Annotated in this window: 15 protein-coding genes; 11 read left to right on the forward strand and 4 right to left on the reverse strand. The window is 65.3% G+C overall.

Annotated features, from left to right (window positions below):
• Positions 1–18: 18 nt before the first annotated feature.
• The 3 genes from AC0Z2B_RS02525 to edd all read right to left on the reverse strand — a co-directional run bounded on the left by AC0Z2B_RS02525 (position 19) and on the right by edd (position 3,584).
• Positions 19–738, reverse strand: a complete 720-nt coding sequence (locus AC0Z2B_RS02525; RefSeq protein ID WP_416422665.1) for a response regulator — start codon at positions 736–738, stop codon at positions 19–21.
• A gap of 63 nt (positions 739–801) precedes the next feature.
• Positions 802–1,758 carry a glucokinase gene (locus tag AC0Z2B_RS02530; RefSeq protein WP_416422664.1) on the reverse strand — a complete coding sequence of 319 codons (957 nt, stop codon included), beginning with the start codon at positions 1,756–1,758 and terminating at the stop codon, positions 802–804.
• Positions 1,755–3,584, reverse strand: a complete 1,830-nt coding sequence (gene edd / locus AC0Z2B_RS02535) for a phosphogluconate dehydratase (protein WP_416422663.1) — start codon at positions 3,582–3,584, stop codon at positions 1,755–1,757. Before edd ends, AC0Z2B_RS02530 begins: the two co-directional genes overlap by 4 nt.
• Before the next feature lie 279 nt (positions 3,585–3,863).
• On the opposite strand from edd, the gene gap reads away from it, so the two are divergent.
• From gap to AC0Z2B_RS02575, 8 genes are all read left to right on the forward strand, one after another.
• Entirely contained in the window at positions 3,864–4,865 is a 1,002-nt protein-coding gene (gene gap, locus AC0Z2B_RS02540; protein WP_416422662.1) for a type I glyceraldehyde-3-phosphate dehydrogenase, read from the forward strand.
• A 183-nt stretch (positions 4,866–5,048) separates the two neighbouring features.
• Positions 5,049–5,564, forward strand: coding sequence for a sigma-70 family RNA polymerase sigma factor (locus AC0Z2B_RS02545; protein ID WP_473005489.1), 516 nt, complete (start codon positions 5,049–5,051; stop codon positions 5,562–5,564).
• A 138-nt stretch (positions 5,565–5,702) separates the two neighbouring features.
• The gene (locus tag AC0Z2B_RS02550) at positions 5,703–6,605 is read left to right on the forward strand and encodes a FecR family protein (protein ID WP_476295142.1); all 903 of its coding nucleotides are present in this window, start codon (positions 5,703–5,705) and stop codon (positions 6,603–6,605) included.
• Positions 6,606–6,826: 221 nt separating this feature from the next.
• Positions 6,827–9,400, forward strand: a complete 2,574-nt coding sequence (locus AC0Z2B_RS02555; protein ID WP_476294989.1) for a TonB-dependent receptor — start codon at positions 6,827–6,829, stop codon at positions 9,398–9,400.
• Between the two features lie 114 nt (positions 9,401–9,514).
• On the forward strand, positions 9,515–10,129 hold the full coding sequence (locus AC0Z2B_RS02560; RefSeq protein ID WP_473005487.1) for a biliverdin-producing heme oxygenase: 615 nt from the start codon (positions 9,515–9,517) through the stop codon (positions 10,127–10,129).
• Between the two features lie 58 nt (positions 10,130–10,187).
• Positions 10,188–10,583: a YbaN family protein gene (locus AC0Z2B_RS02565; RefSeq protein ID WP_416422658.1), complete on the forward strand. Its 396-nt coding sequence runs from the start codon at positions 10,188–10,190 to the stop codon at positions 10,581–10,583.
• Between the two features lie 107 nt (positions 10,584–10,690).
• Positions 10,691–12,829, forward strand: coding sequence for a methyl-accepting chemotaxis protein (locus AC0Z2B_RS02570; protein WP_476294990.1), 2,139 nt, complete (start codon positions 10,691–10,693; stop codon positions 12,827–12,829).
• Positions 12,830–12,908: 79 nt separating this feature from the next.
• Positions 12,909–14,270 (forward strand): CoA transferase, encoded by a 1,362-nt coding sequence (locus AC0Z2B_RS02575; RefSeq protein ID WP_476294991.1) that lies wholly within the window; start codon positions 12,909–12,911, stop codon positions 14,268–14,270.
• A gap of 72 nt (positions 14,271–14,342) precedes the next feature.
• Here the strand turns inward: AC0Z2B_RS02575 and arcD (AC0Z2B_RS02580) are convergent, their stop codons facing one another.
• Positions 14,343–15,770 carry an arginine-ornithine antiporter gene (gene arcD, locus AC0Z2B_RS02580; RefSeq protein ID WP_476294992.1) on the reverse strand — a complete coding sequence of 476 codons (1,428 nt, stop codon included), beginning with the start codon at positions 15,768–15,770 and terminating at the stop codon, positions 14,343–14,345.
• A gap of 426 nt (positions 15,771–16,196) precedes the next feature.
• On the opposite strand from arcD (AC0Z2B_RS02580), the gene arcD (AC0Z2B_RS02585) reads away from it, so the two are divergent.
• The 3 genes from arcD (AC0Z2B_RS02585) to AC0Z2B_RS02595 are packed head-to-tail and all read left to right on the forward strand — an operon-like array spanning position 16,197 to position 19,950.
• A complete protein-coding gene (gene arcD / locus AC0Z2B_RS02585) occupies positions 16,197–17,624 on the forward strand; it encodes an arginine-ornithine antiporter (RefSeq protein ID WP_476294994.1) in 1,428 nt (475 codons plus the stop codon).
• Positions 17,625–17,655: 31 nt separating this feature from the next.
• Positions 17,656–18,912 carry an arginine deiminase gene (gene arcA / locus AC0Z2B_RS02590; RefSeq protein ID WP_416422654.1) on the forward strand — a complete coding sequence of 419 codons (1,257 nt, stop codon included), beginning with the start codon at positions 17,656–17,658 and terminating at the stop codon, positions 18,910–18,912.
• Positions 18,913–18,939: 27 nt separating this feature from the next.
• Positions 18,940–19,950, forward strand: a complete 1,011-nt coding sequence (locus AC0Z2B_RS02595) for an ornithine carbamoyltransferase (protein WP_416422653.1) — start codon at positions 18,940–18,942, stop codon at positions 19,948–19,950.
• The last annotated feature ends 100 nt before the right edge of the window (positions 19,951–20,050 follow it).

The raw sequence follows: 20,050 nt of genomic DNA on the forward strand, positions 1-20,050 counted from the left end.
GAGCGCGGCACCAGGCGCTTAAGCCGTGACAACGTTGGCCGCCAGCAGGTAGCCACTGCCGCGCACGGTGCGGATCAGCCGTGGCGGTTTGTCAGTGTCGCGCAGGCGCTGGCGCAGGCGGCTCACGGCCATGTCGACGATGCGGTCCAGGGGCATCAGGTCGCGACCACGGGTGGCGTTGCCGATGGTGTCGCGGTCGAGGATCTGCTGGGGGTTGTCGAGGAACAGCTTGAGCAGGGCGAAATCGGCACCCGAAAGGAACACTTCCTCGCCGTCGGTGTGGAACAGCCGATGGCTGATCATGTCCAGGCGCCAGTCGTCGAACGCCACCACCTCGCCGCCGCGCTCCTGGCCGAACTGCGCGCGGCGCAGCAGGGCCTTGATGCGCGCCTGCAGCTCGCGCGGGCTGAAGGGCTTGCCCAGGTAGTCGTCGGCGCCCAGTTCCAGGCCGATGACTCGGTCGGCCTCGTCGGAGCTGGCGGTGAGCATGATGATCGGCATCTGCGCCTGGCGCGGGTGCTGGCGCACCCAGCGGCACAGGCTGAAGCCGTCTTCGTCGGGGAGCATGACATCGAGAATGGCCAGGTCCGCCGGGGCCTCGTTCAAGGCCTGGCGAAATTGCTGGCCGTCACCCGTGGTGCGCACGGTGAAGCCGGCACGGGTGAGGTAGGTGTCCAACAGTTCGCGGATTTCCTGGTCGTCGTCGACCAGGAGGATCGTTTTGCCGGCAGTGGTCACGTGCTGCGTCCTTGTGTCCAGCGTCGGGTCGAGACGCCCGATCAATAAACGCAGATTAAACGCCTACCCCCGTGCTTGCTGCAAGGCCACACCGGCGCCAATCAGCCCCGAGAACTCGGCGGTCACAACCCAGACGGGAATGCCCTGGAAGTATTCGCTCATGCAACCCTTGTCGGCGAAGCTGTCGGCGAAGCCACTGGCCAGGAACAGCTCGATGAACCGCGGGATCACGCCACCGACGATGTACACGCCGCCGCGACCGCCGACGGTGAGCACGTTGTTGCCGGCCACGCGCCCCAGGAAGCGGCAGAACTGCTCGATCACCGCCAGCGCCACCGGCTCGCCGGCCAGGGCCGCCGAGGTGATGGCCGCAGGGGTGGCCAGGGTCGCTGCATGGCCATCGACCGCGCACACCGCCTGGTACAGGCGCAGCAGGCCGCCACCACTGAGGATGGTCTCGGCGCTGACGTGGCCGATCTCGTCCTGGATGTGCTGGCGCAGCTGTGCTTCGCGGGCGTTGCCCACCGGCAGGTCGACGTGGCCGCCCTCGCCGGGCAGGGCCATGTAGCGCTGCTCGCCCAGGTTCAGCAGGGTGCCCACGCCCAGCCCGGTGCCCGGGCCGATGACCACGGCGGCGCGCTCAGGGTCCGGGGTGCCGGGGCACACGGTCTTGAACTCGCCGTCTTCCAGGCGGGTCATGCCCAGGGCCATGGCGGTGAAGTCGTTGATCAGCAGCAGGTGCTCGACCGCAAGCGTCTCGCAGAAGGCCTTGCGGCTCAGGCGCCAGTGGCTGTTGGTGAAGCGGAATTCGTCACCGCTGACCGGCCCGGCCACGGCCAGGCACACGGCGCCAATGGCCCCGCGCTCGTGGCCCAGGTCCTTGAGGTACACGCCGATGGCCTGCTCGGGGCTGGTGTAGTCCGCGGTAGGGAACACCCGCACCGAGTGCAGGTTGTTGTCTTCCCACAACGCAAAGCGCGCGTTGGTACCGCCAATATCGCCAACAAGGGCGAGCTTCATTTGAGAATCTCCAGGCCGGACGTGAAGGCGCTGGCGCCCTGCTCCGCCGAGCTGAAGGCCAGTCGCATGAAACCGAACAGCTCGCGACCACAGCCCACCGCGTTGGCCAGTTGGCCCACGGCTGGGGTGCGCGCGGCAAATTCGCTGGCGTCCATCAGCACCTCCAGGGTGCCCTTGACGCCATCCACGCGGATGATATCACCGTCGCGCACCTTGGCCAGCGCGCCGCCGTCGAAGGCTTCCGGGCACACGTGGATGGCGGCCGGGATTTTGCCCGATGCACCAGACATGCGCCCGTCGGTGACCAGGGCCACTTTGAAGCCGCGATCCTGCAGAACGCCGAGGAACGGGGTCATTTTGTGCAATTCGGGCATGCCGTTGGAACGCGGCCCCTGGAAGCGCATCACTGCGACAAAATCACGCTCCAGCTCGCCGGCCTTGAAGGCGTCGGCCAGGTCCTGCTGGTCTTCGAACACCCGCGCCGGGGCTTCGACGATCTGGTGCTCGGGGGCCACGGCGGAGACTTTCATCACGCCACGGCCCAGGTTGCCTTCCATCACCCGCAGGCCGCCTTCGGGCGAGAACGCACGGGCCACCGGGCGCAGGATGTTCTCGTCGAGGCTGTTGGCCGGGCCTTCGCGCCATACCAGCTTGCCGTTGTCCAGGAACGGTTCCTGGGTGTAGCGGCTCAGGCCATGGCCGGCCACGGTGTTGACGTCTTCGTGCAACAGGCCGGCGGCCAGCAGCTCACGCACCAGGAACGACATGCCGCCGGCGGCCTGGAAGTGGTTGATGTCGGCCTTGCCGTTCGGGTACACGTGCGACAGGGTCGGCACCACCTCGGAGAGGTCGGCCATGTCCTGCCAAGTGAGGATGATGCCCGCCGCCATGGCGATCGCCGGCATGTGCAGGGTGTGGTTGGTGGAGCCGCCGGTGGCGTGCAGGGCCACGATGGAGTTGACCAGCGACTTTTCGTCGACGATTTCGCCAATGGGCATGAAGCTGGCGCCGCTGGCCTTGGTCATGCGCGTGACCTGGTGCGCCGCTTCCACGGTCAGGGCGTCACGCAGCGGCGTGTTGGGGTTGACGAAGGAGGCGCCCGGCAGGTGCAGGCCCATCACTTCCATCAGCAGCTGGTTGGTGTTGGCGGTGCCGTAGAAGGTGCAGGTGCCAGGGCTGTGGTAGGACTTCATCTCCGACTCCAGCAGCTCTTCGCGGCTGGCCTTGCCCTCGGCGTAACGCTGCCGCACGTCGGCTTTTTCCTTGTTGGAAATGCCCGACGGCATCGGCCCGCCTGGCACGAAGATCATCGGCAGGTGGCCGAAGCGCAGCGCGCCCATCATCAGGCCCGGCACGATCTTGTCGCAGATGCCCAGCATCAGCGCGGCGTCGAACATGTTGTGCGACAGCGCCACGGCGGTGGACATGGCGATCACTTCGCGGCTGGCAATGCCCAGCTCCATGCCCGGCTCACCCTGGGTGACGCCGTCGCACATGGCCGGCACGCCGCCGGCGAACTGGCCTACCGAGCCAATCTCGCGCAGGGCCTGCTTGAGCTGCTCGGGGTAGGTCTCGTAGGGCTGGTGCGCCGAGAGCATGTCGTTATACGACGACACGATGGCCACGTTGGCGGAGTTCATCATCCGCAGCGCGTTCTTGTCCTCGGTGCCGCACCCGGCCACGCCGTGGGCAAAGTTGGCACATTGCAGCTTGGCACGCATCGGGCCATCGCTGGCAGCCCCGCGGATCAGTTGCAGGTAACGCTCGCGCGTCGCGCGGCTGCGATCAATCAGCCGTTGGGTAACCTCTAGAACACGGGGATGCATGTGAAGAACTCCAGGCTATGGGGGCAACCGCTGCACTCCTTCCCATTATCCCATTCGCCGCCCAGGCTCGTCGCACAGGCTTGCTTTTGATCAACAGGAACAGCCGCGCCGGTCACTCGTTGTAGATAAGACAAAATATTGCCATCAAAAAGGCTTGTTTTCTATTTTTTTGCGAATAATCTTGTAATTCCAATAACAAAACAGATTCTGTGAACGTTCTGCGGCTCCTTGGCTTCACATCTATAGGGCGCCCCACACAATCTGAACGCAGGTACCGACATGACTCTTCGCATTGCCATCAACGGTTTTGGCCGCATCGGCCGCAACGTGCTTCGCGCACTGTATACCCAAGGCTACCGCCAGGACCTGCAGGTCGTCGCCATCAACGACCTGGGTGACAGCGCCATGAACGCCCACCTGCTGAAGTTCGACAGCGTGCACGGCGCCTTCGATGCCACGGTGGAATCGGACCAGGAAAGCATCACCGTCAATGGTGACCGTATTGCCGTCAGCGCCATTCGCAACCCGGCCGACCTGCCGTGGAAGGCCGAGCGCGTCGACGTAGTGTTCGAATGCACCGGCCTGTTCACCGACCGCGCCAAGGCTGCCGCGCACATCAGCGCCGGCGCCCGCAAGGTGATCATCTCGGCCCCGGCCAAAGGCGTGGACGCCACCGTGGTGTACGGCGTGAACCATGACGTGCTGCGCGCCTCGCACCAGATCATCTCCAACGCCTCGTGCACCACCAACTGCCTGGCGCCGGTGGCCCAGGTGCTGCACCGCGAGCTGGGCATCGAGCAAGGCCTGATGACCACCATCCACGCCTACACCAACGACCAGGTGCTGACCGACATGTACCACAGCGACCCGTTCCGGGCGCGTTCGGCCACCCAGTCGATGATCCCCAGCAAGACCGGCGCCGCCGAAGCCGTGGGCCTGGTGCTGCCGGAACTGGCCGGCAAGCTGACCGGCATGGCCGTGCGCGTGCCGGTGATCAACGTGTCGCTGGTGGACCTGACCCTGAACCTGTCCCGCGAGACTAGCGCGGACGAGGTCAATGCGTTGATGAAAGAAGCGGCCCAGCATTCGAAGATCCTGGGCTACAACACCCTGCCGCTGGTGTCGTGCGACTTCAACCACAACCCGCTTTCGTCGATCTTCGACGCCAATCACACCAAGGTTGCCGGCAAGATGCTGAAAGTCATGGCTTGGTACGACAACGAGTGGGGCTTCAGCAACCGCATGCTGGATAACTGCCTGGCGCTGTGGAACGCGCAATAACGCGCGCCCCGTAGCCGCTGCCGCCAGGCTGCGCTGGCCCGTGAGCCCCTTGAAGATTTTCAGCGAGGCATAGGCCCAGCGCAGCCTGCGGCAGCGGCTACGCAAGCTTGTTACACGGAAACACTTGACCAACGGCATAGATGATAAGCATTATCATTAACACCTTCCTGGTCCGGTATCGCCGTGAGTCAGTCACACTTCAATTCCGTCTTCCTGGCCCAGCGCCTCAGCCTGCTGCGCACCCTGCAGCGCATGGTCGACAACCCCAGCACCGCCGAAGACCTGCTGCAGGAAACCTACCTGCGGGTGACGCGCGCCCTGGGCGAGCGCGCCATCGAGCACCTTGAACCCTTTGTCTTCCAGACCGCGCGCAACCTGGCGCTGGACCACCTGCGCGCGCGCCGCGTGCAGGAACGCACGATGCTCGAGGACGTGCCCAGCGACGTGGTGCACAACGTGGCCGCCTGCCAGAGCACCCCGGAGGAAGCCGCCCATGCCGAGCAACTGCTGATGCGCCTCAATACCAGCCTGAGCCAGCTGACGGCCCGCCAACAACGCATTTTCATCCTCAGCCGCCTGCACGGCTGCAGCTACCTGGAGATCGCCGGCGAACTGGACGTCTCCGCCAGCACGGTGCAGAAGGAACTGAAACTGATCATGGCCATCTGCGTTGGCGTGGCGCAACGCATGGACGTCTGACAGACGCGCCGTAGGACGCCTCTGAAGTGACACGACGTTCACCGCACAGGCTCCGACTCTTTGGTAAGCTTTGCCCCTTACCGCCGCCATGAACTCGCCGCCCGAGGAACCCGAGTGACCGAACCCGACGACAGCGCCATGGACCAGGCACTGGACTGGCTGATACGCCTGGACTGCGCCAGCGCCGACGAGCGCATGGCCTTCGAGCAATGGCTGGCCGCCACGCCCGCCAACGCCCAGGCGTTCGCCCGTGCCAGCGCCGTGTGGAACGGCACGGCGGTGAACCAGGCCGCCCAACAGCTGCAGACGGCCACCGCGCGCTCGTGGCGCACGCGCCTGCGCCCATTCTTCAAGCCCATGGCCGCGGCGGCGGTGATCCTGGTGGGCGTGTTCGGCTTTACCAACGTGCCCTTGCGCCTGGAGGCCGACCACCTGACCGTGGTGGGCGAACGCCAGCGCCTGCAACTGGACGACGGCTCCAAGGTGCTGCTCAACACCAACACGGCGTTCTCCTCGGACATCGACCAGCACCGCCGCGAGGCACGCCTGTACCAGGGCGAGGCTTTCTTCCAGGTCGCCGGCAACCGCCAACAGCCGCTGCAACTGCAGGCCGGCCCGGTGCGCGCGAGCATGCGCGACACCGACTTCGCCGTGCGCCTGCTGGACGGCGTGGCCCAGGTGCAGGTACAGCGCGGCAACGTCGACCTGCTCAGCGAGGACGATGCCCACGTGCGCCTGAGCGCCGGCGACAGCATCCGCGTAGGGCCCAAGGGCTTTGGCCAGCGCCAGCACCTGGACGCGCAGAAAGACCTGGCCTGGGTGCAGGGCCGCCTGGTGTTCGAGAACTGCCCGTTGAGCCAGGTGCTGGACGAACTGCGCCGGTATTACCCGGGGTGGATCGTCAACACCAACGAGCGCCTGGCCAAGGTGGAAGTCACCGGCAACTACCGGCTGGAAAACCCGCTGGACGTGGTGCGCTCGCTGGCGCACATCACCTCGGCGTCAGTGAGCGAATATCCCGCCCTTGTGATTCTGAACTGATTAGCGCGGCGCCCCGGGACGCGGCCTGGCGGCCGCTGCTACGGCAACGCCCCGTAGCAGCTGCCAAAGGCTGCGTCCGGCGGCGTAGGCATGATTAAACAATCTTCAATTTATTTTTACGCGATCACGCACCCTGCTTCGTCTCGTTATAGCCAATGCAACTGATTCGCATTTTGAGTCAGTTCATAACTATAACGCCGCGCGACAGGGAGCGCCCTTCGATGTCCTCAGGTTTCAATCGTTTCAGCACCGCCAAACCCGGCCCACGCACGCTGTCCGTGCTGACCATGGCCATCATGCTGGCCGCCACCCAGGTGGCCCCGGCCATGGCCGCGGAACCCGCCGGCGGCAGCCAGGCCATGGGCAACTACAGCTTCGCCATCGGCCAGCAGTCGCTGGTGTCGGCCATCAACGCCTTCACCCAGGTGACCGGCTGGCAGGTGGGGCTGTCGGCAGACCTGGCCAAGGACGTGCAATCGCCGGGCGTGCGCGGCTCGCTCAAGCCTGAACAGGCCCTGGAGCGCCTGCTGGTGGGCACCAACCTGAGCGTGCACAAGCTGGGCCCCAACAACGTCGTGCTGGAAGCGCGCAACAACGGCGCCATTGCCCTGCAGCAGGTCACCGTCAGCGCCACGCGCAACGCCCAGGACGTCAACAGCGTGCCCGCCACCGTGACCGTGCAGGACCGCCAGACCCTGGACCGCAACAACGTCAACACCATCAAGGAACTGGTGCGCTACGAGCCCGGCGTGTCGGTAGGCGGCGCCGGCCAGCGCGCCGGCATCACCGGCTACAACATCCGCGGCATCGACGGCGACCGCGTGCTCACCCAGGTCGACGGCGTGGAAGTGCCGGCCAGCTTCTTCAACGGCCCCTACGCACAGACCAACCGCAACTACGTGGACCCGGAAATCGTCAAGCGCGTGGAGATCCTGCGCGGCCCGGCCTCGTCGCTGTACGGCAGCAGCGCCATCGGCGGCGCCGTCAGCTACTACACCCTCGACCCGGACGACATCATCAAGCCCGGCCAGGACTTCGGCGCCCGCCTGAAGACCGGCTACAGCTCGGCCGACCGCAGCTGGCTGAAGTCCGGCACCATCGCCGGCCGCGAAGGCGACTTCGACGGCCTGCTGCACTTGAGCCAGCGCGACGGCCACGAGACCCAGTCCTACGGCGACCATGGCGGCACCGGCCTGAGCCGCACCGCGGCCAACCCCGAAGACGCCAAGACCACCAACGTGCTGGCCAAGCTGGGCTGGAACTACGGCGACGACGCACGTCTGGGCCTGACCTACGAAAAGTACAAGGATGACCGCGACACCAACCAGAAAAGCGCGGTAGGCGGCCCCTTCGTCAACGGCGCCGGCTTTGGCATGTACAAGGCCCGCAGCGGCAACACCACCACCTCGCGCGAGCGCTTCGGCATCGAGAACAGCTTCGGCCTGGACAGCTACCTGGCCGACCACGTGAAGATGAGCCTCAACTACCAGATCGCCAAGACCGACGAGAGCACCGAGGAAATCTACGCGCCGTCGCGCGTGGTGTACCGCACCCGCGACACCCAGTACAAGGAACGCACCTGGATCTTCGATGCGCAGTTGGACAAGTCCTTCGCCATCGCCGACACCGACCACCACCTGACCTACGGCACCACCCTCAAGCAGCAGAAGGTCACCGGCCTGCGCACCGGTGAAGGCATCTGCATGTCGGTGGCCACCTACTGCAGCGCCATCGGCGCGGTGAGCACCAACACCTCCGACACCCTGACGCCAGCCAGCGACTTCCCGGACCCGACCGTCAACACCTACAGCCTGTTCGCCCAGGACGAGATCAAGTGGGACCAGTGGACCTTCCTGCCGGGTATTCGCTACGACTACACGCAGATGAAGCCGCACATCACCCAGGAATTCCTCAACACCGCGGCCCAGAGCGGCGACGACGTCAGCGCCGAAGAAAAAACCTGGCACAAGGCTACCCCGCGCCTGGGCGTGACCTATGCCTTCAACGACAACTACACCTGGTACGGCCAGTACGCCGAGGGCTTCCGCACGCCGACCGCCAAGGCGTTGTACGGCCGCTTCACCAACACCTCCCAGGGCTACACCGTGGCGCCAAACCCGAACCTCAAGCCTGAGAGCAGCAAGAGCTTCGAGACCGGCCTGCGTGGCCAGTTCGAACACGGCACCTTCGACCTGGCGGTGTTCTACAACAAGTACCACGACTTCATCGACGAGAACTCGCTGACCCCCGGCTACACCGAGACCACCTTCCAGAGCGTCAACATCAAGAAGGCCACCATCAAGGGCGCCGAGGCCAAGGGCCGCCTGAACCTGGACACCTTCGGCCTGGCCAGCGGCCTGTACACCCAGGGCTCGGTGTCGTACGCCTACGGCCGCAACGACGACAGCGGCGAGCCGCTGAACAGCGTCAACCCACTGACCGGCGTGTTCGGCCTGGGCTACGACCAGGACACCTACGGCGGCCTGCTGAGCTGGACCGTGGTGAAGAAGAAGGACCGCGTGGACAGCAGCAGCTTCCACACCCCGGACGGCACCAGCACCCAGTTCAAGACCCCTGGCTTCGGCATCCTCGACCTGACCGGCTACTACAAGGTCACCAAGGACGTCACCGTCAGCGCCGGCCTGTACAACCTGACTGACAAGAAATACTGGCTGTGGGATGACGTGCGCGGCTACGACAGCGTGGGCGAGGCCTCGGTGACCCAGCCGGCCAACCTCGACCGCCTGACCCAGCCTGGCCGCAACTTCTCGGTCAACCTGGTGTGGGACATCTGATGTCAATCGCGGTACCGTTGCCCTGGGCAACGGTACCGCAGCACTTTTTTTACTGAGTTTGCCTGGCTGATTCGTCTAGTAAGGCAGCCTTTCCCTTTTTTCAGGATCCTGCATATGAGTGCCATCGAAACCAACGCCGCCCCGGCCGCCGAGCAGCCGGCCCTGCGCTCGCTGCGCCTGCGCCAGGCCAGCGCCGTGCTGCACGACCAACTGGAACACGCCGTGGGCGCCCACGCGCCGTTTGAAAGCCGCGAAAGCTACGGCCGCTTCCTGCAGATGCAGTACCTGTTCCAGTCCGAACTCAAGGGCCTGTACACCGACCCGGAACTGAACCAGCTGTTCCCCGACCTGGCCTCGCGCTGCCGCGCCGACGCAGCCCTGGCCGACCTTGCCGACCTGGGCCTGGACGTGCCGGCCGCCGTGCCTGGCGCCCTGGCGAACCCCAACCGCGCCACGGCGCTGACCTGGATCCGCGTGTCGGAAGGCTCGAAGCTGGGCGCCGCCATCCTGATCAAGCGCGCCGAGGCCATGGGCCTGAGCGAAACCTTCGGCGCCCGCCACCTGGCCGAGCCTGAAGGCGGCCGCATGCGCGGCTGGAAAGCCTTCAACGCGATCTTCGACGCCCTGCCCTTCACCCCCAGTGAAGAAGCCGACGCCGATCGGGCCGCGGTTGACGCCTTCGCGCGCCTGCAAATACTCTTGCAGCACACGTATTCCGCTCACGCTTGAGTCGCCACCGGCCGGTGGCGTGCCACCGGCCGGCGAACACCTTTTACACGCTGATTCCATGACCCGCCCACTGCCCTCCAAAACCGCGCGCATCCTGTTTGGCCTGCTCGCCTATGTCAGCCTGGGCATTGGCCTGGTGGCCATCGTCATTCCCGGCCTGCCCACCACCGAATTCATCCTGCTGGCCGCCTGGGCCGCCACCCGCAGCTCGCCGCGCCTGAGCGCCTGGCTGGAAAACCACCGCCTGTTCGGGCCCATCCTCAGCAACTGGCGCAACGGCAAGATCGTCGCGCGCCGGGCCAAGGTCAGCGCCACCCTGAGCATGCTCGCCTGCTCGGTGATCATGCTGCTGACGCTCAAGCACGCCTGGCCAGTGTTCGCCGCCATCGGCTGCATGCTGGTGGTGAACCTGTGGATTTGGTCGCGCCCCGAGCCTTCTGTCAAAAATATTTAAAGTTAGGCGCGTATACGCCGATCTCCCGGTATCGCTGAAGTGCTTCGGCGGGCGGGGTCGTGCTCGACCCCCGCTGTCCCGACTGGTCAACTTGTGAGTGCGCGCCCATGTTCGACAACCTTTCGATACGTCTGAAAATAGTACTGCTGGCCGGCCTTTGCCTATTGGGCGTGGCGGGCTTGATCGTCGGGATAAACCTGTACCAGACCAGCCAGAATGATGCGCTGGTGAGCGCGTCCAGCCGCAAGATGCTGACCGAAAGCGTCCAGAATTTGCTACAGAGCAAGGCCGCGGAAAAAGCCGCGCAGATGCAGAAGACCTTCGGCGACAACCTGCTGGTGGCCAACGCCGCCGCCGACCAGATCATGGGCCTGCGCGCCCTGGCGGTGAAGCGTGGCCTGCCGCCGGCAGCCCTGCGTGAAGAGCTGAACCAGGCGCTGAAAGCGGTGTTCGAACGCAACCCGAAAGTGCTGGGCGTGTGGACCTCGTTCGAGCGCCAGGCGCTGGACGGCCACGACGCCGAATTCGTCAACGACGACAAGCGCACCTCCAACGAAAGCGGGCGTTTCGCCCCCTACTGGAGTCGCTCCAACGGCACCGCGCTGAACACTGTCACCTCCGAAGGTGACATGAACAAGACCGAGCTGAACCTCACCGGCACCCCGTACAACATTTGGTACACCTGCGCCCGCGACAGCGGCAAGCCGTGCCTGCTGCAGCCCTACACCGACACCGTGGGCAACAAGCTGATGCTGATGACCAGCATCGCCGTGCCGCTGCTGGACCAGGGCAAGGTAGTGGGCGTGGTGGGCGTGGACCTGGCGCTGGACTCGCTGCAGACCTCGGCGGAAAAAGCCCAGGCCGACCTGTTCAACGGCGCCGGGCGCATCATGATCGCCTCCACCGCCGGCGCCCTGGCGGCCAACAGCGGCGACGCCAGCCTGCTGGGCAAGAAGATCGACCAGGTGCTGGGCGCCGACGGCAGCGAGATCATGCGCCTGATCGCCAGCGACCAGCCCAAGGTGCTGAAACAGGGCGACACCATCCGCGCCGTGTACCCCGCCGCGCCAATCACCGGTGGCACGCCGTGGGGCGTGGTCATCGACCTGCCGGAAAAGGTCCTGCTGGCCGACTCGGTGAAGCTGCAGGGCGTGCTCGATGCCGCCCAGACCCGCGGCACCATCACCGCCATCCTGGTGGGCATCGTCGCCACCCTGGTCGGCCTGGTGCTGATCTGGCTGACCGCCAGCGGCGTGACCCGCCCGATCAACAGCGTGGCGGCCATGCTCAAGGACATCGCCAGCGGCGACGGCGACCTGACCCAGCGCCTGAAATACACCAAGAAGGATGAGCTGGGCGAGCTGGTGAGCTGGTTCAACCGCTTCCTCGACAAGCTGCAACCCACCATCGCGCAGATCAAGCAGAGCGTCACCGACGCCCGCACCACCGCCGACCAGTCTTCGGAAATCGCCCGCCGCACCAGCGACGGCATGCAGGTGCAATTCCGCGAGATCGACCAGGTGGCCACTGCCTCCAACGAAATGAGCGCCACCGCCCACGACGTCGCCAACAGCGCGTCCAACGCCGCCAGCGCTGCCCGTGGCGCCGACCAGTCGGCCAAGGACGGCATGTCGATCATCGAGCGCAGCACCCGCGACATCAACCTGCTGGCCGAGGAAGTCAGCAAGGCCGTGGGCGAGGTCGAGACCCTGGCGGTGAACAGCGAGCAGATCGGCAGCGTGCTGGAGGTGATCCGCAGCATCGCCGAACAGACCAACCTGCTGGCCCTGAACGCTGCCATCGAGGCCGCCCGCGCCGGCGAAAGCGGCCGTGGCTTCGCCGTGGTGGCCGATGAGGTGCGCAACCTGGCCAAGCGCACCCAGGACTCGGTGGAAGAGATTCGCCACGTGATCGAGCGCATCCAGAGCGGCACCCGCGGCGTGGTGCAGACCATGCACTCCAGCCACGCCAAGGCCCAGGAGAACGCCGGGCAGATCCACCAGGCCGTGCAGGCCCTGGGCAAGATCAGCCAGGCGGTGACGGTGATCAGCGACATGAACCTGCAGATCGCCAGCGCCGCCGAGGAACAGAGCGCGGTGGCCGAAGAGGTCAACCGCAACGTCTCGGCCATTCGCACGGTGACCGAGACCCTGACCGGCCAGGCCACCGAGTCGGCCCAGGTCAGCAGCCAGCTGAACGCGCTGGCCACCCAGCAGATGAAATTGATGGATCAATTCCGCGTTTGATGGTCCAACCCTGTGTATTGTTGCTGCAATGCACAGGGACTGTTGCCCCACGGTCCTTCACCTTGGAGGGCCGTTTGCGATGTCCGAACTACTCGCCACTTTCGCCCAGGCGCTGCAGCTGCCGCTGGAGCGACTGCCCGCCATCAGCTTCCCCGGCATGGGCGCCCTGCCCTCGACCTTCGCCGTCAGTGACCTGGCCAGCGCCAGCATTGGCGCGGCAGGCCTGGCCGTGGCCGACCTGCTGCGCCAGCAAGGCGTGCCCGCAGGCAGCCTCAGCGTCGACCGGCGCCTGGCCTCGTTCTGGTTCGCCAGCAGCCTGCGCCCCATGGGCTGGGCGCCGCCACCGCCCTGGGACCCGATCTCCGGCGACTACGCCACCCGCGACGGCTGGATTCGCCTGCACACCAATGCGCCCCATCACCGCGCTGCGGCCCTGCAGGTGCTGGGGCCGTGCGAAGATCGTGACAGCATGGCTGCGGCTGTCAGCCAGTGGGACGCCGAGGCACTGGAGCGCGCCGTAGTCGAGGCCAATGGCTGCGCGGCGCAGATGCTGCAGTTGGCGCAGTGGGCCGGCCATGCCCAGGGCCAGGCCGTGGCCGGCGAGCCGCTGGTGCAGCTTGAACAGTGCGATGCGCAGGGCGTGCAGGCCTGGCGCGGCAGCCGCGCGCAGCCGCTGGCCGGGATCAAGGTGCTGGACCTCACGCGCATCCTCGCAGGGCCTGTGGCCACGCGCTTCCTCGCCGCAATGGGCGCCGACGTGCTGCGCATCGACCCGCCGGGCTGGGAAGAGCCGTCGCTGGCCCCGGAGGTGACCCTGGGCAAACGCTGCGCGCGCCTGGACCTGCACGACAGCCTGGACCGCATCAGCTTCGAACGCCTGCTGGCCCAGGCCGATATCTTCGTCCACGGTTACCGCGCCGACGCCCTCGAGCGCCTGGGTTTCGGCGCCGAGCGCGTGCGCCAGCTGAACCCGGGGCTGATCGACATCAGCCTGAACGCCTACGGCTGGACCGGCCCGTGGCGCAACCGGCGTGGCTTCGACAGCCTGGTGCAGATGAGCACCGGCATCGCCGCCGCCGGCCAGCAGTGGCGCCAGGCGGACAAGCCCGTGCCCTTGCCGGTGCAGGCGCTGGACATGGCCACCGGCTACCTGGCCGCCGCAGCCGCCATCAATGGCCTGCGCGAGCGCCTGGCCAGCGGCCGCGGCAGCGCGGCGCGGTTGTCGCTGGCACGCACCGCCAAGGCGCTGATCGACCATGGCCAGGTCACCACCGACCTGCCCCTGGCCGCAGAAACCGGCGCCGACCTGGCCAGCCAGATCGAGCACACCCGGTGGGGCCCGGCCCAGCGCCTGACGCCGCCGCTGGCGATACCCGGCACGCCCATGCAGTGGGCCTGCCCCGCCGGCCAGCTGGGCGCCAGCCCTGCGAGCTTCAGCTGAACCGCGGACGCGGCCTGCGGCCGCTGCTACGGAAAATGCCCCCCGTAGCAGCGGCCGCAGGCCGCGTCCGGCTCATAACCCCAACACCCCACTGTACAACCCATACGCCGCCAACCCGGCTCCCACCAGCACCGCGGCGAATATCAGTTTCTCCCACCCCGTGAACAACGGCTGCCCCTGCTCGCGCTTGGCCTTGGCGAACAAAACCACCCCCGGCGCGTACAACAGCGCCGACAGCAGCAGGTATTTCAACCCGCCCGCGTACAGCAGCCAGATCGCATACAGCAGCGCCACTGCCGCAATCAGCAGGTCACGCTGGCGCACCGCTGCCAGGCCCTCGTACGTCTCGCCCCGCACTGCCAGCAACACCGCATAGGCCGCCGACCACAGGTACGGCACCAGGATCATCGACGACGCCAGGTAGATCAGGCTGGTGTAGGTGCCCGCCGACACCAGGGTGATCAGCAGGAACAGCTGGATCATCAGGTTGGTCATCCACAGCGCGTTCACCGGCACGCCGTTGGCGTTTTCCTTTTTCAGGAAGCGCGGCATGGTGGCGTCACGCGCGGTGGCGTAGAGAATTTCCGCGCATAGCAGCGCCCACGACAGCAGCGCGCCGAGCAGCGACACCGCCAGCCCCAGGCTGATCAGCAGCGCGCCCCAGCGCCCGACGATATGCTCCAGCACCGCCGCCAGCGACGGGTTCTGCAGGCCGGCGAGTTCGCCCTGGCTCATCACCCCCAGGCTCAGCACGTTCACCAGCACCAGCAGCGCCAGCACGCCCAGGAACCCCAGCACCGTGGCCCGGCCCACGTCCGCGCGACGCTCGGCGCGCCCCGAATACACGCTGGCGCCCTCGATGCCGATGAACACGAACACCGTCACCAGCATCATGTGCCGCACCTGCTGCAGCACGCTGCCCAGGCTGGGGTTGCCGACGCCCCAGATGTCCTGGGTGAAGATATCCGCCTTGAACGCCACGGCAGCGATGACAATGAACATCACCAGCGGCACCACCTTGGCCACGGTGGTCACCTGGTTGATGAACGCGGCCTCCTTGATGCCCCGCAGCACCAGGAAATGCACCGCCCACAGCAGCAGCGACGCGCAGCCGATGGCCAGCGGCGTGTTGCCCTGGCCGAACACCGGGAAGTAGTAACCCAGGGTGCTGAACAGCAGCACGAAGTACCCCACGTTGCCCAGCCAGGCGCTGATCCAGTAGCCCCACGCCGACGAGAAGCCCATGTAGTCGCCAAACCCGGCCTTGGCGTAGGCGTACACCCCGGAATCGAGCGCGGGTTTGCGGTTGGCCAGGTTCTGGAACACCAGCGCCAGCATCAGCATGCCCACGGCGGTGATGCCCCAGCCGATCAGCACCGCGCCCACCTCGGCGCGTTCGGCCATGTTCTGCGGCAGGGAGAAAATACCGCCGCCAATCATCGAGCCCACCACTAGCGCGATCAATGCGCCCAATCGCAACTTCTGTCCATGTTCCGCCATGCGGCTCTCCAGTATCTAATTGGCGCTCCACCCGCGCAGTTAAATATATAAACAAAGGCTGCGCCGACAGTTTTAAGACTAAAAGAATATTGTTTCAATCGCCACCAGCATTAAGAAAAGATAGCCAGCTAATTAACCATTCAGTACGGTTTCTTACACAATGAACAAATGGTAAAAATTCTCGATAAAATTTGCGAAATCGAAAAACCGGGCTAATTTGAAAGCTCTCGGCATCGCCAACCCATGGCGAAATATCGCATGGAAGCCCCACAGCACAAGGCTTCTGTGCGACCGAGATTCATCTTTCCGCAAAACAAACGAACTTCCATTGCAACATGGAATAAGCACATTAGATGACCTGGATCATGCTCGAAGGTTAGGAACGGACTTACCCTATCGCCTCTTCTCCTAGCGTGGAGTCAAGCAATGTCAGCAGCTAACGACAAACTAAGGCTCGGCGCGTTGGTAGCGCTGGTCGTGGGTTCGATGATTGGTGGCGGAATATTCTCACTGCCGCAAAACATGGCCGCCAGTGCCGACGTGGGCGCAGTATTGATTGGTTGGGCAATCACCGCGGTGGGCATGTTGACCCTGGCGTTCGTGTTCCAGACCCTGGCCAATCGCAAGCCCGACCTGGACGGCGGCGTGTACGCCTACGCCAAGGCCGGCTTCGGCGCCTACATGGGTTTTTCCTCGGCCTGGGGCTACTGGATCAGCGCCTGGCTGGGCAACGTCGGCTACTTTGTGCTGCTATTCAGCACCCTTGGGTACTTCTTCCCGGTGTTCGGCGAGGGCAACACCCCGGTTGCCATCATCTGCGCGTCCATTCTGTTGTGGGCGGTGCACTTCCTGGTGCTGCGCGGCATCAAGGAAGCGGCGTTCATCAACCTGGTGACCACCGTCGCCAAGGTGGTGCCACTGGTGCTGTTCGTGCTGATCGCACTGTTTGCCTTCAAGCTGGACATCTTCACCGCCGACATCTGGGGGCGCATGAACCCTGACCTGGGCAGCGTGATGAACCAGGTGCGCAACATGATGCTGGTCACCGTGTGGGTGTTCATCGGCATCGAAGGCGCGAGCATTTTCTCCGCCCGCGCGGAAAAACGCTCGGACGTGGGCAAGGCCACGGTCATCGGCTTCATCACCGTGCTGCTGTTCCTGGTGCTGGTGAACGTGCTGAGCCTGGGCATCATGACCCAGCCGGAGCTGGCCAAGCTGCAGAACCCGTCCATGGCCGCGGTGCTGGAGCATGTGGTGGGCCACTGGGGCGCCGTGCTGATCAGCGTCGGCCTGATCATTTCGCTGCTGGGCGCCCTGTTGTCGTGGGTGCTGCTGTGCGCCGAGATCATGTTCGCCGCCGCCAAGGACCACACCATGCCGGCATTCCTGCGCAAGGAAAACGCCAACCAGGTGCCGGTCAACGCGCTGTGGCTGACCAACGCCATGGTGCAGGTATTCCTGGTGATCACCCTGTTCTCGGCCAGCACCTACCTGTCGCTGATCTACCTCGCCACCTCGATGATCCTGGTGCCCTACCTGTGGTCGGCGGCCTATGCGCTGCTGCTGGCGGTGCGCGGGGAAACCTATGAACAGGCCCTGGCCGAGCGCCGCAAAGACCTGTTCATTGGCGCCATCGCGCTGGTCTACGCCATCTGGCTGCTGTACGCCGGCGGCGTCAAATACCTGCTGCTCTCGGCCCTGCTGTACGCCCCCGGGGCGCTGCTGTTCGCCAAGGCCCGGCGGGAGGTGGGCCAAGCCATTTTTACCAACGTGGAGAAATTGATATTCGCCCTGGTGATCGTCGGTGCCCTGTTCGCGGCCTACGGGCTGTATGACGGGTTCTTAACGCTTTAACCCCTGTTTGTGAATCTGGAGGAACACTGCAATGTCCACGGAAAAAATCAAATACGGCGTGCATTCCGAGGCGGGCAAGCTGCGCAAGGTGATGGTCTGCTCCCCAGGCCTTGCCCACCAGCGCCTGACCCCCAACAACTGCGATGAACTGCTGTTCGACGATGTGCTCTGGGTGAACCAGGCCAAGCGCGACCATTTCGACTTCGTGACCAAGATGCGCGAGCGCGGCATCGACGTGCTGGAAATGCACAACCTGCTGACCGATATCGTCGGGCAACCCGAAGCCCTGGACTGGATACTGTCGCGCAAGGTAGTGCCCAACCAGGTCGGCGTCGGCCTGGTGGATGAGGTGCGCAGCTGGTTGCGCAGCCTGGAGCCGCGCAAGATCGCCGAATTCCTGATTGGCGGCGTGTCGGCCGACGACCTGCCCGACAGCTTCGGTGGCAAGACCATCCAGATGTTCCGCGACTTTCTTGGCCACTCCAGCTTCATCCTGCCGCCGCTGCCCAACACCCAGTTCACCCGCGACACCACCTGCTGGATCTACGGTGGCGTAACGCTGAACCCCATGTACTGGCCGGCGCGCCGCCAGGAAACCCTGTTGACCAGCGCCATCTACAAGTTCCACCCCGAGTTCACCGACGCCGACTTCCAGGTGTGGTACGGCAACCCCGACGAGGACCACGGCAGCGCCACGCTGGAGGGCGGCGACGTGATGCCCATCGGCAACGGCGTGGTGCTGATCGGCATGGGCGAGCGCACCTCGCGCCAGGCCATCGGCCAGCTGGCGCAGAACCTGTTCAAGCACAAGGCGGTGGAGCGAGTGATCGTCGCCGGCCTGCCCAAGTCCCGCGCCGCCATGCACCTGGACACCGTGTTCAGTTTCTGCGACCGCGACCTGGTGACCATCTTCCCGGAAGTGGTGAAGCAGATCGTCGCCTTCACCCTGCGCCCTGACGACAGCAAACCGGGCGGCATCGACATCCGCCGCGAGGAAAAGCCCTTCCTCGACGCCGTGGCCGCGGCCCTCAACCTCAAGGCCCTGCGCGTGGTGGAAACCGGCGGCAACAGCTTCGCCGCCGAGCGCGAACAGTGGGACGACGGCAACAACGTGGTGGCCGTGGAGCCCGGCGTGGTCATCGGCTACGACCGCAACACCTACACCAATACCCTGCTGCGCAAGGCCGGTGTCGAGGTCATCACCATCAGCGCCGGCGAGCTGGGCCGCGGCCGCGGCGGCGGCCACTGCATGACCTGCCCGATTGTCCGCGACCCTATCGACTACTGATCGACCCTCTGCCAAAGGAGATCCATCATGGCTTTCAACATTCGCAACCGCAGCCTGCTCAGCCTGGAACACCACACCACCCGCGAGCTGCGTTACCTGCTGGACCTGTCCCGCGACCTCAAGCGCGCCAAGTACACCGGCACCGAGCAGCAGCACCTGAAGGGCAAGAACATTGCGCTGATCTTCGAGAAGACCTCGACGCGCACCCGCTGCGCCTTTGAGGTGGCCGCCTACGACCAGGGCGCCAATGTCACCTATATCGACCCCAATTCCTCGCAGATCGGCCACAAGGAGAGCATGAAAGACACCGCCCGCGTGCTCGGGCGCATGTACAACGCCATCGAGTACCGCGGCTTCAAGCAGGACATTGTCGAGGAACTGGCAAAATACGCTGGCGTGCCGGTGTTCAACGGCCTGACCGACGAATACCACCCCACCCAGATGATCGCCGACGTGCTGACCATGCGCGAACACAGCGACAAGCCGCTGCATGACATCAGCTACGCCTACCTGGGCGATGCGCGCAACAACATGGGCAACTCGCTGCTGCTGATCGGCGCCAAGCTGGGCATGGACGTCCGCATTGCCGCGCCCAAGGCGCTGTGGCCCCACGAAGACCTGGTGGCGCGCTGCAAGCAGTACGCCGAGGAAAGCGGCGCGCGCCTGACCCTCACCGAAGACCCGAAAGCCGCCGTGAAGGGCGTGGACTTCGTGCACACCGATGTCTGGGTGTCCATGGGCGAGCCCGTGGACGCCTGGGGCGAGCGCATCAAGCAGCTGTTGCCCTACCAGGTGAACGCCGAGCTGATGAAGGCCACCGGCAACCCGCGTAGCAAGTTCATGCACTGCCTGCCGGCGTTCCACAACTCGGAGACCAAGGTGGGCAAGCAGATTGCCGAGCAGTACCCGCACCTGGCCAACGGCATCGAGGTGACCGACGACGTGTTCGAGTCGCCGGCGTGCATCGCCTTCGAGCAGGCGGAAAACCGCATGCACACCATCAAGGCGATCCTGGTGGCGACCCTGGCGGACCTGTAGACACCCGCGTAGCAGCTGCCGCCAGGCTGCGTCCGAGCGCACGACCGAGGTGCCTGGGGACGCAGCCTTCGGCAGCTGCTACGGGGGATCATTTGCTGAC

Source organism: Pseudomonas sp. GYB4201 (assembly GCF_056312595.1).